At 41.9% G+C, this 17,665-nt stretch carries 16 protein-coding genes and 1 other annotated feature; of the genes, 12 read left to right on the top strand and 4 right to left on the bottom strand.

Annotated elements, in window-relative coordinates; all coding sequences use genetic code 11:
• The first annotated feature begins 142 nt into the window (after nt 1–142).
• From DNL43_RS04690 to DNL43_RS04675, 4 genes are all read left to right on the top strand, one after another.
• Nucleotides 143–874, top strand: coding sequence for a TetR/AcrR family transcriptional regulator (locus DNL43_RS04690; protein ID WP_056981613.1), 732 nt, complete (start codon nt 143–145; stop codon nt 872–874).
• A 331-nt stretch (nt 875–1,205) separates the two neighbouring features.
• Nucleotides 1,206–2,972: a phosphatase PAP2 family protein gene (locus DNL43_RS04685; RefSeq protein WP_054769355.1), complete on the top strand. Its 1,767-nt coding sequence runs from the start codon at nt 1,206–1,208 to the stop codon at nt 2,970–2,972.
• Between the two features lie 60 nt (nt 2,973–3,032).
• Nucleotides 3,033–3,283: a binding site (T-box leader), on the top strand.
• A gap of 166 nt (nt 3,284–3,449) precedes the next feature.
• Nucleotides 3,450–4,832, top strand: a complete 1,383-nt coding sequence (brnQ, locus tag DNL43_RS04680; protein ID WP_056981611.1) for a branched-chain amino acid transport system II carrier protein — start codon at nt 3,450–3,452, stop codon at nt 4,830–4,832.
• A gap of 89 nt (nt 4,833–4,921) precedes the next feature.
• Nucleotides 4,922–6,142 (top strand): cation:proton antiporter, encoded by a 1,221-nt coding sequence (locus tag DNL43_RS04675; protein ID WP_054769357.1) that lies wholly within the window; start codon nt 4,922–4,924, stop codon nt 6,140–6,142.
• 52 nt (nt 6,143–6,194) lie between these two features.
• Here the strand turns inward: DNL43_RS04675 and DNL43_RS04670 are convergent, their stop codons facing one another.
• A complete protein-coding gene (locus DNL43_RS04670; protein WP_056981609.1) occupies nt 6,195–6,677 on the bottom strand; it encodes a nucleoside 2-deoxyribosyltransferase in 483 nt (160 codons plus the stop codon).
• A gap of 206 nt (nt 6,678–6,883) precedes the next feature.
• Here DNL43_RS04670 and DNL43_RS12210 point away from each other — a divergent pair, with 206 nt between their 5' ends.
• The 4 genes from DNL43_RS12210 to DNL43_RS04655 all read left to right on the top strand — a co-directional run bounded on the left by DNL43_RS12210 (nt 6,884) and on the right by DNL43_RS04655 (nt 11,106).
• Nucleotides 6,884–7,876 (top strand): hypothetical protein, encoded by a 993-nt coding sequence (locus tag DNL43_RS12210; protein WP_056981607.1) that lies wholly within the window; start codon nt 6,884–6,886, stop codon nt 7,874–7,876.
• Between the two features lie 32 nt (nt 7,877–7,908).
• Nucleotides 7,909–9,378, top strand: coding sequence for a DUF5776 domain-containing protein (locus DNL43_RS12330; RefSeq protein WP_056981605.1), 1,470 nt, complete (start codon nt 7,909–7,911; stop codon nt 9,376–9,378).
• An 85-nt stretch (nt 9,379–9,463) separates the two neighbouring features.
• Complete coding sequence (locus tag DNL43_RS04660; RefSeq protein WP_056981603.1) at nt 9,464–9,904, top strand: GNAT family N-acetyltransferase; 441 nt, start codon at nt 9,464–9,466, stop codon at nt 9,902–9,904.
• Complete coding sequence (locus tag DNL43_RS04655) at nt 9,904–11,106, top strand: MFS transporter (RefSeq protein WP_056981601.1); 1,203 nt, start codon at nt 9,904–9,906, stop codon at nt 11,104–11,106. Before DNL43_RS04660 ends, DNL43_RS04655 begins: the two co-directional genes overlap by 1 nt.
• A 46-nt stretch (nt 11,107–11,152) precedes the next feature.
• Here DNL43_RS04655 and DNL43_RS04650 read toward each other — a convergent pair whose 3' ends face one another.
• Nucleotides 11,153–12,313 (bottom strand): histidine phosphatase family protein, encoded by a 1,161-nt coding sequence (locus DNL43_RS04650; RefSeq protein WP_056981599.1) that lies wholly within the window; start codon nt 12,311–12,313, stop codon nt 11,153–11,155.
• A gap of 135 nt (nt 12,314–12,448) precedes the next feature.
• Between DNL43_RS04650 and DNL43_RS04645 the strand changes: the two genes are divergently transcribed.
• Both DNL43_RS04645 and DNL43_RS12270 read left to right on the top strand, forming a co-directional pair.
• Nucleotides 12,449–13,516, top strand: coding sequence for an exonuclease/endonuclease/phosphatase family protein (locus DNL43_RS04645; protein ID WP_054769360.1), 1,068 nt, complete (start codon nt 12,449–12,451; stop codon nt 13,514–13,516).
• Nucleotides 13,517–13,607: 91 nt separating this feature from the next.
• Nucleotides 13,608–13,739: a hypothetical protein gene (locus DNL43_RS12270; RefSeq protein ID WP_263851812.1), complete on the top strand. Its 132-nt coding sequence runs from the start codon at nt 13,608–13,610 to the stop codon at nt 13,737–13,739.
• A gap of 95 nt (nt 13,740–13,834) precedes the next feature.
• Here the strand turns inward: DNL43_RS12270 and DNL43_RS04640 are convergent, their stop codons facing one another.
• On the bottom strand, nt 13,835–14,377 hold the full coding sequence (locus tag DNL43_RS04640) for a hypothetical protein (RefSeq protein WP_056981597.1): 543 nt from the start codon (nt 14,375–14,377) through the stop codon (nt 13,835–13,837).
• Between the two features lie 400 nt (nt 14,378–14,777).
• On the opposite strand from DNL43_RS04640, the gene DNL43_RS04635 reads away from it, so the two are divergent.
• Complete coding sequence (locus tag DNL43_RS04635; RefSeq protein ID WP_056981594.1) at nt 14,778–15,353, top strand: hypothetical protein; 576 nt, start codon at nt 14,778–14,780, stop codon at nt 15,351–15,353.
• A gap of 64 nt (nt 15,354–15,417) precedes the next feature.
• A protein-coding gene (locus DNL43_RS04630; protein ID WP_094753971.1) for an IS5 family transposase occupies nt 15,418–16,193 on the top strand; the annotation gives its coding sequence in 2 pieces (ribosomal slippage) (nt 15,418–15,745 and nt 15,745–16,193; 777 coding nt in all).
• Nucleotides 16,194–16,310: 117 nt separating this feature from the next.
• On the opposite strand, the gene DNL43_RS04625 is transcribed toward DNL43_RS04630, so the two are convergent.
• The gene (locus tag DNL43_RS04625) at nt 16,311–17,663 is read right to left on the bottom strand and encodes an aspartate aminotransferase family protein (protein WP_056981067.1); all 1,353 of its coding nucleotides are present in this window, start codon (nt 17,661–17,663) and stop codon (nt 16,311–16,313) included.
• Nucleotides 17,664–17,665 lie beyond the last annotated feature (2 nt).

Genomic DNA, 17,665 nt, shown 5'->3' with positions numbered 1-17,665 from the left:
TGTAATCCTAGGGATGGCAACCACCGGTTTAACCGGGGGTTGTTTTCCCGTATCTAGGTTAATTACCCAAAATGGGGTACATTAAGGTATACTAATTGACTGATAAGGATTGCGTTCGGGGTTTCTGTTGGGGGGAACGAACATGTTTCAAAATATTACTATGAAGCAATCAATCTATCACGCATTTATTCAAGTGATGGAACAAAATATGACTACAGCGCATGCTAGCGGCCGACTTTCTGATGGCCGGGAATTTTTAAAGCTTGTGAGCGTTACTCAAGTTACCAAAGCCGCACACATCAACCGTCGGACTTTTTACACGTACTTCCATGACATTTATGATCTATTTGATCATTTGGAAGATTACTACGTTTCTGGTTTGAGCCAATCATTCCATGGTTGGGAAGATCAGGACGATTCGATGAAGGCGGTTATTCAATCAATCGGTGATGCGGTTGATTATATGAGTGAAAATCGGCGGGGAATTAAGCTCGTTTCGACCATTGATACGTTGGTATTTCCCAATTTGATTCAAAAGGAAATTACCGATGCCATCAATGTGACTGGCGGACTCTTTAACCGAGGCAAACTCGGGGCAGATCCAACCAAAGATCGGGAATGGAATCTGAATTACACGATTATCTTTCTGACCAGTGGATTTGCGTGGGTCTGCTACCACTGGATGTTGCACCCGGATGATTTCCCTAAAGATAAGCTCAAAGAAGAGTTCGCATCAACCTTCATGGGCGCCTACAAGTTGATTCAGAGTGATCAATTATTGACCTCGGATCAGATGCAGGCATACTTTAGAGAGCATTCAACGGTCCATGCAAAAGTTGACGCTGAGTCGCACTGTGATTCACAAATTTCTTAAGCAGATTGTTTCATGAACTGAAGAAGAGTCAGACAAAATTTGATATTTTGCCTGGCTCTTTTTTGCTTTGGAAAATTTATTTTGGTGTGCCAAACATTTACCGACTTTTTACAAATCCTTTGCTTGTAATTTACGTGCCCCAAGTACACTAAAGGTGAATCGAAAGTGGTTATCAGGGACTATCTAGAAGGATGGTGTGAATATGTCAACAATGTTATACGAAATCAAGCATACTCCCAAGTTGGGCTGGGAGATATCCATTGTGGTTTTGCTGATACTTGTTGTTCTGATAAGCATATCATAGAAATAATTTCACCTTGGGAGGATTAACATGGGACGTAGACATAGTAATGCAATTTTGAAAACGGTTCTGAAGAGTGCCTTTATTTTGACGCTGACCGGAGCCGCTGTTTTAGGTTCACAGAGTAACGGTATTAAGGCAAACGCTAAATCGGATACCAGTATATCAAGTGAATTAAATCCAGCACCGGCATCATATGGATACTTTGTTGATCAGTATAAACAAAACATTAAGACCAATGACACACCTGAAACCAATCCGGCAATCGCGTTATTTAACAATACCTTCTTGAAGTATTGGGATGCACCAGACGGAACTAAGACTAATACCGCAGTGCTACAGGAAAACTTGGATAAATCAATTCAGATTTCCAATGGTGCTTCACAAGCAGAAATTGACCGATCATATTTAACTGATCGACGAGACCTTCGTTACAACTTGATTAGCGGTCTTGGACAATACGCACCGGCATTTATCAAAGACGCTGACGCCCAAACTGATTTCAACGCCGTTCCCGATGCACCGCTTCCAGCAGATTCACCATACAGCTCAATGCAATGGGCTGATGAGAATTCGACACTTGGTTCCGCTGTTAAATTAGTGGACATTGCTGAAGATTCAGCATGGTCCGGAACTGGAACCCCAAAGGCTTACATCAAGTTCACCCGACCATATCGTCAAAGCAGTCAGGTTAAGGTTAACCCATATCTAGTCAATGTTATGGCTGCCGCTAAAGCTACCGACTACGACTTCCCAAGTGGTCATACGACTGCTGCATTTGAGATTGGTGAAACATTAGCTTACTTATTCCCAGAACGTTACCAACAATTAATCACCCGTTCTTCAGAAGTTGGTTATGACCGAGTTCTTGCCGGCCGTCACTCACCACTCGCTGTTATGGGTGGCCGTGTCATCGGTACTGCAATGACTGCCGCAACATTGAACGATCCTGATAACAAGCAGTTAATCAGTCAAGCATATCAAGATACTCAAAAAGATTTGGCAAATGCTGAAGATAAATCAGCTCAAGATTCATTCAGCGATTACCAAACCAACCTTAAAAATTACACTTATCGTTTGACCTACGGCTTCTCTCCAATCGGTGACACTACCAAGCCAATGGTTGTTCCAAAGGGTGCTGAAGTTCTTCTTAAGACCCGTTTACCATACTTGAATGACACTCAACGCCGTGAAGTTCTCTTCACCACCGGATTGCCATCAGGATATCCAATGACTGATGATACTGAAGGATGGGGCCGTTTGAACCTCTTCAAGGCTGCTAATGGATTTGGCGAATTCTTGAACGATACCACCGTTAATATGGATGCCTCAAAGGGTGGTTTCAACGCTGTCGATACTTGGAAGAACAATATTTCCGGTAACGGTGGTTTGACCAAGGAAGGTACCGGATCATTGAGCTTGCTTGGCAATAATTCATACAAAGGCGGCACAACTGTTAAAGGTGGTACTTTGGTAGCTGAAAACGACAGTGCATTGGGTCACGGCAGCTTCAAGCTGAGTGATGGTAAATTGACATTGTCTGCCAAGAACGTGGTTGTGAAGGGCAACTACACTCAAAGCAAACAAGGAACTTTGAATGTGAATGCAAATGATAAAGTTTCAGTTTCCGGAACTGCCAAGCTTGGTGGTAAGTTGGTTATCAAGAATGTCAAAGGCCTCAAGTCAGGAGTTGTCATTCTCAAGTCCAACAAGCTTTCTGGTAAATTTGCCCACCATGCATTACCAAAAGGTTGGCACTTGGATTACACCAAGCACAGCGTAAAATTAGTTAAATAATAAAAACTAGTTGACATTGCGCCGTAAATAGATTAATATTTGTGTCAATTAGAAACATTAGAATTTGCTAAGACAAGGAAAGTAGTCTCTTAGAACTTTTTCAGGGAGAATCGGGTAAGTGAGAACGATTCAAAAGCCTAAGTGATGAAAGTAACCTTCGAGCGACAAATGCGAGCGAGTCTGCGAGTGTTTGTTGGGAGCGCCCATTACAGCGCCAGTGTATCGCCAAAGCTTATTTGGCCGTACATGGCGAGTCGATAGTTGTGAGGCTGTCGAGAATTTGGGTGGTAACACGTGTAAACGTCCCTTGAGATCGTCAAGATCTTGAGGGACGTTTTTTGTTTGCAATTAAGGAGGTCTTAAAATGAGAACATTGTTAAATCAAAGTAAGTCAGGCGGCATTAGCCGAGTCACGAATTATCAATTTAAATATTTAAGTCATCAATTATCGAATTTGAATTATAAGGAGTGCACAATATGGAAAATACATCAAAAAAATTATCATTTAAACATTATCTGATCATTGCTTCTATGCTTTTTGGAATGTTCTTTGGCGCTGGGAACTTGATTTTCCCAATTCACTTGGGACAACTTGCCGGCTCCCATTGGATTACCGCTGGAATCGGCTTTCTGCTAACCGGAACGTTATTACCCTTACTTGCAATTATTGCGATTGCCGTTACCCACAGTAATGGGATTTATGACCTTGCTAAACCAATCGGCAAACGTTACGCAACCTTCTTCATGGTAATGGTTTGTGCGACTCTTGGACCATTATTTGCAACTCCTCGGACAGCGACAACACCATTTCAAATCGGCTTTGCCAGCCATCTGAGCGCATCACAACAACCAATGTGGTTATTCATTTATTCACTGATCTTCTTTGGAATTACTTATTGGGCTTCACGTAAGCCAACCGGGATTATTAATTCAATTGGTAAAATATTGAACCCGACATTTTTAGCTTTATTAGCCATTATTTTCGCATTTGCTTTCATGAGTCCAATTAGTTCAGCTTCAAAAGCACCGATTACCGATGCCGCTTATCAAAATGGATCAATCCTTAACGGTTTCCTTCAAGGCTATAACACAATGGATTGTATTGCCGGTCTGCTCTTTGGAATTGCAATCGTTACAGCCATTAAGAGCCTGGGAGCTACAAGCGCCAAAGAGATTTCAATGACTACCATGAAATCCGGCGCTCTTGGAATCGGACTTGAGGCCATTATCTATATTGCCTTGATCTGGTTGGGCGCAACCACTCTTGGCAGCTTCAAGTTATCAATTGATGGTGGGATTGCCTTTAATCAAATTGCCAACCATTTCATGGGCATTACCGGTGAAATCTTCCTGGCGATGATGGCTACTTTGACTTGCCTGACAACCGCCGTTGGCCTTTCAACATCATTTTCTGAAGCTTTACACGAAAAATTCCCTTCAATTTCATACCGTACATGGTTGATGATCGCAACCGGCTTGTCATTTGGAATTGCCAACTTTGGTCTTGATACCATCATTTCATGGTCAACCCCAATGCTGATGTTCCTGTATCCACTGGCTATCACGTTGATTATTCTTTCAATCGCCTCACCATTGTTCAATCACGATCGTCGAGTATATATCTGGACCACGATTTTCACCATCATTCCAGCAATTCTTGATGCAATCGCAGCTGCGCCAACAATTATTTCCAAGTCAGCTTTCGCAACCACAATCCTTAAATTAGACGATTTTCTTCCAGGTGCTTCACTTGGGATGGACTGGTTGCTTCCAGCTGCCATCGGATTAATCATTGGTTTGGCAATTCACTTTATCAGCGCAATGATCGGCTCCAGAGCAGCTGAGATCCAAAAAGACTAAGCTGATTTCACTCAACACATATTCACATAGAATCATAAACACATATAATAGAAGTTAAGCACATAAGTTTTTAGAAAGGAGGCCACTGCATGTCCTTTATCGGTGCACTTTGTCTTTTGCTGGTATTGACAACCTTGGCCGGGCACTTCGCAAATCGGATTGGCATTCCGTCGGTTATTGGTCAAATATTAGTGGGAATCCTGGTGGGCCCAGCGATGTTGGGCTGGATTCACCTTGATCACATGATCGATTTATTCTCCCAAATCGGGGTTATCATCCTGATGTTTATTGGTGGTCTTGAAAGCAACCTTAAGCTGTTGCGAAAATACTTGCGGCCGGCAATTATTGTTGCCATCATTGGGGTTATTTTCCCCGTTTTAATGATTGGCGGTGCCTGCTGGGCGTTTTCGTTCTCACCTATGGAAGCCATCTTTATTGGGGTGGTATTCAGTGCAACTTCGGTTTCAATTTCCGTTGAAGTGCTGCGTGACTACAAGGCTTTGGATACCAAGGAAGGTGCAACCATATTAGGGGCTGCCGTAGCCGATGATATTATTGGCGTTATCCTGTTGTCCATCATGATTAGTGTCATGGGAACTCAGGGAGTTAATACAAGTGGCTCATCGACAAATTTGGCATTGATCTCGATTGAACAAATTGCATTCTTTGGAATGGCTTATTTGATGGTCAAATGGATTGTGCCGTACCTGATGCGAATTGGCGAGCGATTGCTGATGGCCTCCAGTGTCACCATTACTTCAATGGTTATCTGCCTAGGGATGGCTTACATCGCCGATGCAGTTGGCCTGAGTGGAGCGGTTGGCGCATTCTTCGCAGGAATCGCGGTTGCTCATACGCCGTATCGGGAAACAATCGAAAACCACATGGAACCAATTGGCTACGCCGTGTTTGTGCCAATGTTCTTTGTAAGTATCGGGCTCAACATGTCGTTTGCCCATATCGGTGACTCGTTGCTGTTCGTTGGGACTTTAACAGTGCTTGCCTGCTTGAGTAAGTTGTTCGGATGTGGAATTGGTGCCCTGGTAAATGGGTTCGATCTTAACAGCAGTTATATGATCGGCTCGGGGATGATTTCTCGAGGTGAGATGGGCTTAATTACCGCTCAAATCGGATTTTCGTCAGGACTTCTGTCCGACTCCTACTATTCAGATTTGATTTTAGTGATTATTTTATCAACCTTGATTGCGCCATTCTTGTTGAAAAACGCGATTCACCTTTTGCCTTCGAATGACAAAGCTGATTTGTCAGTGGGGGTTGAAGATGGGGTAACCAATAATAGTCATTCATAAAAATAAAAAAAGCTGGGCAATTTTGCCCAGCTTTTTTGCGTCCAATATTAAATTAGAGAACTTTCTTTTCGGTGTAGCGTTGTTCCAGATCGTTGAAGTTATAGTCTTTAATATGTTGAATATCGTCTTTGCCGTTGAAAAAGGCGGTATAACTGCGAGACAACATCAAGTTCAACTGGCTGTTTTCACCAAATTGAACCATGATAACGGGGATGTTGGCTTCATGAGCAGAGCCAATTTCAAAGACTGTACCGGAATCGGGTTCGGTTAAGCCGTCTTCAAGCTGATAATCCAAAATGGCAACTACAACGTCGGCTTTATGTACTTGGCGCATGTCGGATGCAAAGACGGCATCCTGCCATTTGAAGCTGCCGAATGGTTCTGATTCGAATTGGTGGTCTTGAGGGATGAAAATACCGTCAGCGTCGATTGTTGGGTTTTGCTTTAACAAGCTGACGACCTGGTTGATTCGGTCCTTTTGACCGTCACTGAAGAATGGTGAAGCTAGATAGACTTTGTTTTTGTTGGTTGGCATGATATGATTCCTCCTTAATTTTAACTACATTGTACATGAAAAGTCCTGCAAAAGTCATAAAGTTTAAAAGACATCCTCATTTTGCACGTTTTATCATAAGTAAAGGGGTTTATTCCAAATCCATTAGAATTGCGTCAATAGCATAGTAATCATATAATTAAGGTAAACATGACATAATGCGTGTTGATTTATGGGGGGATTTTAACGTGGATAAACTAAATAGTAGTAATTATCAAAGATTTAAAAAAATGGTTCTGGCGATCATTGTTGGAACTGTTATTCTGATACTGGGAGCTTTTGCTTTCAACAATAAGGCATCTGCGGCTGATCAGGCTACTTTATCAAGTCCATTTAGTATGACTGATAGCATCAATTCTAGTAAGGATTATAAATATACTAGTCAGGAAGCAATTCATTTTTCATTTGATTTAATGAAAGGTGAACGAATTCAGAAGAATGATCAAATTATCATCAATGTTGACAAAGACGGAACTGGAACTCCGGGTTTTAATCTGAGCTCTCTTCAGATTAATTCAATTTCATCGAATAATTTCTTTACGGTTACCACGGATGGTTCCTCTAGTCCAGCCAAAGTTATTATTACTGCAACTAAAGATGTTGATTACTCAACTCTTGCCCAAGCGGGAATCTCATTGTACGCTAAGCCGTCAAAGAGTACTGCGAATACAGACAAAGAAGCTACTTACCATGTTTCAATTGACTACAAGCGAGGAAATCAGACTGCGAACATATTAGCAGATAAATCCTTTAACGTAGACAACAGTTCTTCCTCTGGAGGGGGTGTTGTCACTAAAATAAGTCAGCAAATATTTGGTGGCTTATCTGGGCTACCGGTTCCCACAGAAAAACTTAAATTAAATGGTGAGAATCGTTTCGACGTTAATTATTATGCCGATTTTAACAATGATACTTCCGTTAATAAAGGACTTTTGTACTGGTATACAAGAAATGCCTTTGTTGCTTGGGCTGAGATAACTCTACCTGATGCGAAAGATGTTCCCAAATCACTGACATGGACTTTATCTACGGATCCGTCAAATCTTCCTTTTTACACACCAATGATGAAGGTTTATAAAACAGGTGACAATGATCACCCAACATCCGAGTGGAGCGTTGTTAATAGCACCCCTAACAAGGTTACTTTTAAAGCCACAAATCTTTCAAAATTCCATTCCTGATTACCACTAATAAGGTCACAGATGTTTCAAAAGTGACATCAACTGTTAAGGATAACAGCACTGATCCAGTGAAGATCGATCCATATACTGCCAATCTGTTTTATAACAGTACAATTGCTGCGGGTTTTATCCCAATTCTAACTGTCCAAGATAAAATAGTTACATCAGACGAAGCTCGACAAATGCTTTTCAACGGTAAAACGCTGAAAGATGACAATGACATTTTGAAACAATTTGCCACGGTTACCGATAACAACGCAGACTCCAGTAAGTTGCATGGTCAGAATACGCTACACTTTGGTGTTGGTTATAATAAAAACACTGCATTTTCCTATAATGGTTTTAAGGATGGTCAAACATATGATATTCCGATCTATGCGGAGAACGATGCTGGTTCAACCAATACCCAGACAGCAAAACTGACTATTAAAGATCCAACACCAGAGCTAAAGAATATAGCGGCCGAATTTGTAGATGTTGATGGGAAAACCTCATTCCCCAACAATAACTTCACCATAAAGCCTACTTCAACTACAAAGCTGAATGATGTTTGGAATCTCAACAAAATTCTGACATTTGGTACAATTCCATCAGGGTATCATTTGGCAACAACCAGCGAACTTAAGTCAGGTCAAACTCAACCAACTATTACATGGGGATCAACTAAGTCGCCAGTTAAGATTTATGTTAAGAAGACTACAAGTCCAACGCCGAACCCAACTCCAAACCCCGCACCGAATCCGACTCCAACGCCAACACCTACACCGACGCCCACACCAACTCCTGACCCAGGAGAGGGTGGCAACGTTGCTCAAAAGGGGACCGTTGTTTATGCTTTGAAGAAGATTTATTTGTATAAGAACACAACCTTCAGTAAGCATGAACGTCGAGCTGGATATGTTTCCAAGCCACGGGTTTACCGACCAATGTTTGTTGTAACTGGTTATGGTCATTCTGCTAACGGTCGTTTGCGTTATCAGGTTCGCGATGTTAACCATCTGACCAAGAACCATGGCAATAGCGGATATATCACCGCTCAATGGGCATACGTTCGTCCTGTCTATTATCAGACGATGCACGCTTCTGTGACCGTGATTAATCCTCGTGGTGTCAATGCATATATGTACAAGAACCTCACTGCAAAGACCCGCAATTACAAGCAGGGAACGGTTCTGAATGTTACTAAGATTGTAAAGCATAACCTAACAACCAGATTTGTTTTGGCAAACGGTCAATACATTACCGCAAACCGGAAACTGGTAACTATGGACAATCAAAATCAGCCCAAGTACATTAAGGTTAAGAAGCCAATTTATCGATATAAAGATGTCAACTTGAGTAAGCGTAACAAGCACGCTCACTTCAAGAAAGGCACGAAGATTCGTGTTAAGAATTATGATTTCTCACATGCAAACAGCGTGACAAATCATGGTGCTCTCAGGTATCACGTTGCCGGTGGTTATATTACTGGTAATCCAAAGTACGTGAAAGTTATTAAATAGCCTGAATCCAAAAATGGAATTCCACCTCGGAATTCCATTTTTGTTTTACAATAAAAGATAGCAAGTACAGATGGGAGTTGGAGCAATGATTGAACATGTTCAAGGTGCGGCAGGTGAACGATTAAATGAAATAGCTCGCATCTGGTTGGCAGGCAATTTAGACGCCCACTCTTTTATTGATCCAGATTATTGGAAACATTACTTTGACGTCGTTAAACACGACATTGCTAAGTCAGAGTTGTTCATATTTGAGGAAAATGGGCATGTTCAGGGATTTATGGGAATGGATGGCCACTACATTGCCGGCTTATTTGTTGCCAAAGGTCATCGTGACCAGGGCATCGGTTCCCAATTGATGGATGCGGCAAAGCAGAACCATTCAGAGCTAACATTGTCAGTCTACGAAAAGAACGCCCACGCGTACACGTTTTATCGAAAGCGTGGATTTAAAGAGTTTCAACATCGAGCAGATCGAGTTACCGGTGAGTTTGCGATTAATATGAGGTGGAAAAGGAGGGGTCGATAATGGCAGATAGTAAAGTCCAACCACGGATGGGAAATACAGGTTTTATCATCTTTCTGGCGCTTTTGAGTGCCTTTGTCCCACTCTCAACCGATTTGTATTTACCTGCACTTCCTGAAATGACGAAGTTTTTTGCGGTTCCCGAAATTGTGATGAATCTGACGCTCATTTTGTTCTTTGTGTTTTACTCAATCGCCACTTTGTTTTGGGGACCACTGAGTGATCGTTATGGTCGCCGGCCAATTCTACTGATTGGATTGACGCTCTACATGTTAGCCAGTATCCTGTGTGGAATTGCCGTCAATGCGTATGAAATTATCATCTTTAGAGTTCTGCAGGCCATCGGTGGTGGGGTTGCAACAACTGTTGCGACTGCCGTTATCAAAGATGTCTTCGTTGGCCGCAAACAGGAAACCACGTTAGCGATTGTTCAGTCCATGGTTGTAATTTCACCAGCAATTGCGCCGGTGATTGGGTCCCTATTACTAACCTTTATTTCATGGCGGGGGATCTTCTTTGCCCAGGCACTCTTGGGGTTATCCGTCATTTACGGATCAATCATATTTAAAGAAACCCATCAAGCGGAAACTGGCAACACCAGTATTCTCAAATCTTTCGGCCGCTTGGGATCGTTACTCCTAAACCCAGGTTTTTCCGCCTTACTGATAACATTCTCACTGATGTCGATTGTCTCGCTCTCCTACATCTCATCCTCTTCATACATTTTTCAAGACACCTTTCACTTGAGCAGCCGAATGTTCAGCTTATTCTTCTCGTTCAACGCGATTGGCATGCTGCTGGGACCGTTGGTTTATATTCCGCTATCGAAGTATAACGACCGGTTTAAGATAGTTTATACATCCTTTGGTATCTCAATCGTTGCCGGAATCTTAGTATTGATATTTGGGCAAATGAGTCCAATTGCATTCGCGTTGACCCAGTTTCCAGCAACCCTTGCCAGCAGTGCGGTTCGGCCACCAGGAACTTATCTGATATTGAAACAGGAAGAAAACGACAATGGTTCAGCTTCCGCTTTGTATAGTGCCGGTGGAACGATCTTTGGCAGTCTCGGAATGGTAATTGTATCACTTGCCGAAGCAACGCCCATTGCCGCAATTGCGTGGATCAACATTATTATCGGTGCCAGTTGTGCAATATTACTGTTTGCATCTCTGACAGTGTTGAAGAAGAAAATTATTGTTTAAACAAAAAGGGCAGCCCATCAAGGCTGTCCTTTAATCTTGTGTTGAGTTATTTTAATACTTTAACGGTTGCTGTCTTATTACCAAATACGATTTGACTGATTTGATCAGAGTTCATATCCAACGATTTGGCGGCGTTCTTTGGGGTTGAAGTTAATTTCAGATTCATACCCTTTTTCAACTTTTTCAAAGTGGCTTTACTAAGCTTAAATGTAAAGTTTCCGTTTGAGTTTGCGTTAGCGTTCTTTAGTGTTGATCCCTTGGTATTCTTTAGAACCAATGACGCACCGGTTGAAGTCTTACCGGAAACCTTATTCTTCTTCAAATAGAACTTGTTGACCTTCAAAGTGTTCTTAGGGAGCTTTTGTAGTTCGGCACCTTTATCGATCGTGTAAAGAATTGTCTTATCGGTAACGTTTGAAGGGAAGTAGAATTGACCATTCTTATAGGTTACTTTCATTGTGGCTTCGTTGCCCCAGTTCACAAACCCTGGAACGGTGTAGTTTTTTTCGGATGAAAGCCATTCTGGAATTGACATTCCAGAGCTGACAACCAATACATTTCCACCAGTCTTTTCGGCTTTTTGTGCGATGGAAGTCAATTCAGTGTTCATTCGGTTGATGACTTGAGTTGAGCTCTCAGCCTTTAATGATTCGGGAAGTGAAGGATCACTGTACTTACCAAAATCGACCGTTTCTGCGGCATGATAGGCATCCTGCAATGCTGGCCAGAAGTTTTTACCAAGTGCCTGTTGAGCCTTGCTGAAGTCTTGTGGGCCTGAGTAAGTGCCGGCTGGTCGTAGTAATGGCATCGTGACTTTGTTGACGTCATCGTACTTTTGCCCTTCAAAGCTACCGTAACCACCTTCACGTAAATTGGATGTCCAGTTTACTTTGAGGTTGCCGTTGCCGGATGACTGAAGAGCATAAGTTGCTGTTCGGAATGTCCGCATATTGTCAGCGGAATAGGCGGCTTTGAACTTTAATCCATACAAGCCATAACCTAATTGATGAGCGACATAAACACCGGTGTCGGTTAAAGGACTGTCTGCCCAACCTTGACCCCGGCCGTTGACGTTAAACATCGTCTGCCCATGACGGGTTAAGTAGATATTGACAGTTTTGGCGGAAACATTTTGCGATGATGTTCCCACACCGATACTTAAAGCCCCAGCAAATAATAGCGCAAACCAAAAACTCGATTTCTTCATGTGAACCCCTCCTAAAGTATGAACAAATATGCCTAAATTTTATCATTAAACCGTTGTAAATGGTACCAATATTTCAAAATATTTTTAGAATGTTCGGCTGGTGATTTGCTATGATAATAAGTGTGGAGGTATTCTATGAAAAAAATCGTAAAAGGACTATTATTCATTCTTTCAGGCTTAATTGTGGTGGTTGCAGCCTATGTGGCGTACGTTTACTTAACGTACCACCGGACTCCGGACAATGTGAAGTTGGAACCGGAAAATCACAATACAAGGATACTGCAGACAAATCGGCCATACAAAGCGATGACTTTTAATATTGGATACGCAGCTTATCCTGACAACTATTCGTTCTTTATGGATGGCGGCAAATACTCACGGGCTTTCAGCAAGCAATCGGTTCTCGATGACCTGACGGGTATTCATCACGCAGTTGCTGAGGAAGATCCAACCTTGATGTTTTTCCAAGAAGTGGATACTGATGGTGACCGTTCTTTTCACGTGAATGAAGTTCAATGGTTGCAGCGTAAAATGGCTGGATATTCCAGTGCCTATGCGCAGAATTATGATTCGGCATATTTGTTTTACCCGTTGACTCGGCCGATTGGAAAAGCCAAGTCAGGACTGCTGACCCTTGCCAAAGCTAAAATAACCGATAGCACACGTTATCAGCTTCCGATCGACACTGACTTTAATAAGTTCATGGATCTGGATCGGGCAATTTCAGTGACCCATATTCCGGTTAATAATGGCAAACAGCTGGCAGTGATTAATTTGCACATGTCGGCATTTACAAAGAATGCCAAAGTTCGAAAAGCGCAAATTCAAAAGTTGTTCTCTAAAATGAAAATTGAGCGGCAAGCCGGTAATTATGTGATGGTCGCCGGTGATTACAATCATGACATGTTGGGGAATAGTCCTGAAGTGTTTAAGACGACGAGTAAGCGCAGAAATTGGACCCATCCGTTCCCGGCAGACCAGTTGCCAAAGGGATTCCGAATTGCCAAGCAGGGTCTTGCTCAAGCCGAGGTTCCCTCGGTCAGGGCTAACGGAACGTCTTATCATCCTGGCAAGACTTATACCTCATTGATTGATGGATTCCTGCTTTCGGATAACATCCAGGTCAATCGCGTTCATGTTAAGAGTTTAGGATTCAAGAATTCAGATCACAATCCTGAGATACTGGAATTTGAATTGAAATAAGCGACGTGCTCTTGGAATGGGGGGCGTTGTGCCATAATTAAGTATGAGAACGTACTTGAATTTTGAAACTGATTTATTGGGGGAAGTTATCATGAGTGGTCATTTTTATCTTGGCGATTTTATCTTTTCAGTTATTACGTACGCAATTGTCATTGCGATAGCTGTTGCGATTGTTTATTTTGGCATTAAAATTTATAAGTCGTTTATGAAGCATGATCAATAAGCAGTAAATAATCGGACGTCTACTAATGTGGGCGTTCTTTTTTGTACATTTATTTACTGCTTACGATCAGCTATGGACTAATCCCAGTTTGGGACTTAGCGATGCTGCCCCTTAATCACGACATTTTGGCTCATCCGTCTCACTTTTTGAGCAGCGTGATCCGAGTTAATTTGGTTAACAATTCGAGATTCACTTGTCCGGTAGTGCTGATCCTCATCTTTTTGAGCGGTGTGAACTTCGAAGCTATGGTAAATAACCTGTTGATCGTTAATTTCAAACCAGTTTGGGGTCAGTTGCTTTTCCTGACTGGTGATCTTTTTGTCCGGCCAAACCAAATAGCGGACGATGTTATTTGCTTGAGAAAGTTCGACCTGCCAACCCAAACTAACATCTGAAACCTCTTGCCAACGCTGAATATTGACGTGGTTAATTGCATAGTAAATAATGCCAGCGTATTGAATTTTGCGGTTCTTTTTAAAAGTCGCAATTGAAAGCGGCTGGTATTTTTGAGTTTTCGACTGCCGGGGCTGATCAATTTGTTGCGTGGAGTTGCGGGTCTGGTTTGCAGTAACCAGCACTAAGCCAATGAGTCCAATCATAACGAAAGGTAATATGATGACGATAAGTCGTTTATACAATCAGAGACCCTCCTCGATACGATTAGTTGAAAGTTCTTAAAACTTTCAACTAATTATTATACCGCCAAAATTATTATTACATGCTAATCATGGGGTCAGTGGGACATCCACTGCGATAGCTGTTGCGATTATTTGTTTGGAATTAAAATTTATAAGCCGTTTATGAAGCATGCTCAGTAAAAATTGGATGTAAGCTAGTTCCTAAGACAACTTTTAAGAGAAGGTATGACAGGTTTTGAAAGTCGACCAAGAACATTGTTTAGCTTCTACAGCTCAAAATACTTGTTAATTGTGATTCACAACTTAATTTATCAAAGAGATTGAAATGTTTTTCAAGAGTTGTATTATTAAGACGTTAACATTTCATAACTTAACAAGAAAGTGAACGAGGGGATTATATATGATGAACATAAATCTAAGAAAATTATTTTTATGTATTTTAAGTTCAATGGCAGTTGTTTTATTTTTAACATCGGGGGCTGTTAGTGCCAGTACAAAAACATACCGTGATCATCATGATAATGCAGTTGTGACTGTACATAAAAGAGCTGGCAAGGTAACTTCAGTAGTTTATCAGCTTAAGCATGCGAACAAGTATAAGAAACGTTATCAAAAACGGTCAAGATTCTATACTAAAGTGTCCGTGATTAATTCTAAGACAGCCAAATTGATTCGCAAAAATTATAAAGGAACCGTCACCTTTAACGATAAGATGAGGTATTATGGACATTTATATGCGAGTGAGCAAACAACTCCTATTAAAGGGATGACTGGTGATGCAACTGATGCGATCTTTATGAACGTTGCATATTATGGAAAAAATCCTCAAAAGTATCACAATGCGCTACTTTCTTTTGGTTATTGGTGGAATACAATGGATGATACTCCAAAAGGTAATCCCGAAGGCAATGTGATTGTCTTCAAAAATGGTCGGGTTTCTTTTTCAGATGATTTGTATAGTAAATTGCCTGACTAGGGTCTGTCTGGAAACAAAATAATCGTGTATAATCTTGATAAAAAACAAATTGAGGTTTTCGCCGATGACAATTCCGAAACGTTATGAAATTACTGATGAGCAATGGGCCCGGATTGAGGACCGTTTTCCGCCCTATAAAACCGGACGCCCACCTAAAATACCTAATCGCCAAGTTTTTAATGCGGTTCTCTGGTTGCTAAAAAGTGGCGCCACCTGGCGTGATATTCCTGAACGATACGGTTCATGGAAAACCAGCTATAGTCGTTATCGTAGTTGGGTTGATGCCGGCTTGTTTGAACGGATCTTTAAGGATTTGATCGATGAACCGGATATGGAAAATATCAGCCTCGATTCAACTAGCATTCGAGCTCATCAAAAGGCCACGGGCGCTAAAAAAACGCCCGCTGTGACGTTGAGAATCAAGCCATCGGTCTAAGCCGTGGTGGTCGAACCACTAAAATTCATGCGGTGGTGGATGGCCTTGGAAATCCATTATGTTTTATCCTTACCGGCGGCCAAGTTCATGATAGTCGGGCAGCTGAACCATTACTGCGACAATTAGCTTTAGCCGGCGTTAATCTGATTGCCGATAAAGCTTATGGGACTAAGGAACTGCGCCAGTATATTGAAGCTGAAGGCGGTCAATATACGATTCCACCTAAAAGTAATGCCCAAGACAAGTGGGATTGTGATTATTACGTCTATTGTGAACGCCATTTGATCGAGAATTACTTTAATCAATTGAAGAATTACCGGCGGATTGCGACGCGATATGATAAACTAGTGCATGTTTTTCTACAAACCATTTACATTGCTTCAATTTTGATTTGGCTTAAATAGTTTCCAGACAGACCCTAATAATTAAGAAGAAAAGGCGAGAATCTAAATTAAAGATTCTCGCCTTTTGCATATATTTAAATTTGATTTTAACTTGGCAGAAGCAGCTAATGCTAATTTTTACCAGCCAATCTTACCAGCATCCTTAGGGATTTCAACCTCACCATTCTCAACGGCCGTAAAAGCATCGTCGAGGACTTGAAGAGCTTTGTCTAATTGCTCTCTTGGAATGACCAGAGGCGGCTGGAAACGCAGAATATTGCCTGCCAGGGTGATAATAACCACTCCGTGAGCAAACGCATAGTAGATAACCTTGGTTGCGGCATCGCTGTCCGGTTCCTTTGTCTTCGGATCCTTGACCAATTCGATTCCGCCATTGAGGCCCCACATGCGGACATCACCGATCATTGGGTGACGTTTTTGCATATCTAAGAATCGTTTCTTGGCATAGGCGCCATCAGTAGCTGATTTTTCAACCAACTTTTCATCTTTAATGACGTCCAATGTTGCCAAGGAAGCTGCAGAACAAACCGGGTTTCCGGCAGTTGTAAATAAGTGGGCAGGAGCATCAAGACTCTGCATGACTTCCTTCTTACCTACGACGGCACTAAGAGGCATGCCGGATGCCAACGATTTACCAACTGACATTAAATCGGGTTCAATATCCTTATACTGTTGAATTGACCATAATTTTCCAGTTCGACCCAGGCCTTGATTGACTTCATCGGTTGCAAACAAGATGCCGTTGTCGTGACAGAACTTATAAACCAGCTGCATGTATTCTTCCGGTGCCTTGATGATTCCGCCATCACCTTGGATTGGTTCAATCAGAACACAGGCCGTTTCATCAGCGGGTAAAAATGATTCAAATGGTTTCTTGAATTCATTAAAGTAACGTAACGAAATATCATGTTCGGTTTCTCCTGGATAAGTGCGATATGAATCAGGATATGGAACATGCACAACGCTGGGAAGCATTGGACCAATCTTTCTGGTCATGTTAAGACTACTTCCCGATAAGGTTTGCGAACCATACGTTGAACCGTGATAAGATCCCATGTAAGAGACAATGTACTGACGGCCGGTGTACGCTCTCGCAAACTTGATGATTGCATCGTTTGCGTCTGAACCGGAGTTACCGAAACTGACCATTTTAGGAGAGTTTCCAGGGGCAATCTTTGCCAGCTTCTCGGAGAGTTCCATTCCGGGTACATGGTGGAAATATGCTGGTGTGTAATGAATTAATTTTTGTGCCTGATCAGTGATGGCTTTAACAACTTTTTCATGGGTGTGACCAACATTAATGGCGGATGCACTTGCCAGCAAATCAATATATTTGTTACCGTCGACGTCCACTAATGTTGCCCCATGAGCGTGATCGATTACTAAATTATAATAGTTGATTCGCGCAGAACGAGCATAGTACTTGTTTTCTTCACCAATTAATTTAGAAGCTTTGTCCAAGTTACCCATGA

Source organism: Lentilactobacillus kefiri (assembly GCF_009739535.1).
GTDB lineage: Bacteria > Bacillota > Bacilli > Lactobacillales > Lactobacillaceae > Lentilactobacillus > Lentilactobacillus kefiri.
Note: the sequence above shows the minus strand (reverse complement) of the source record. Positions and strands in the feature narration are given on the sequence as shown.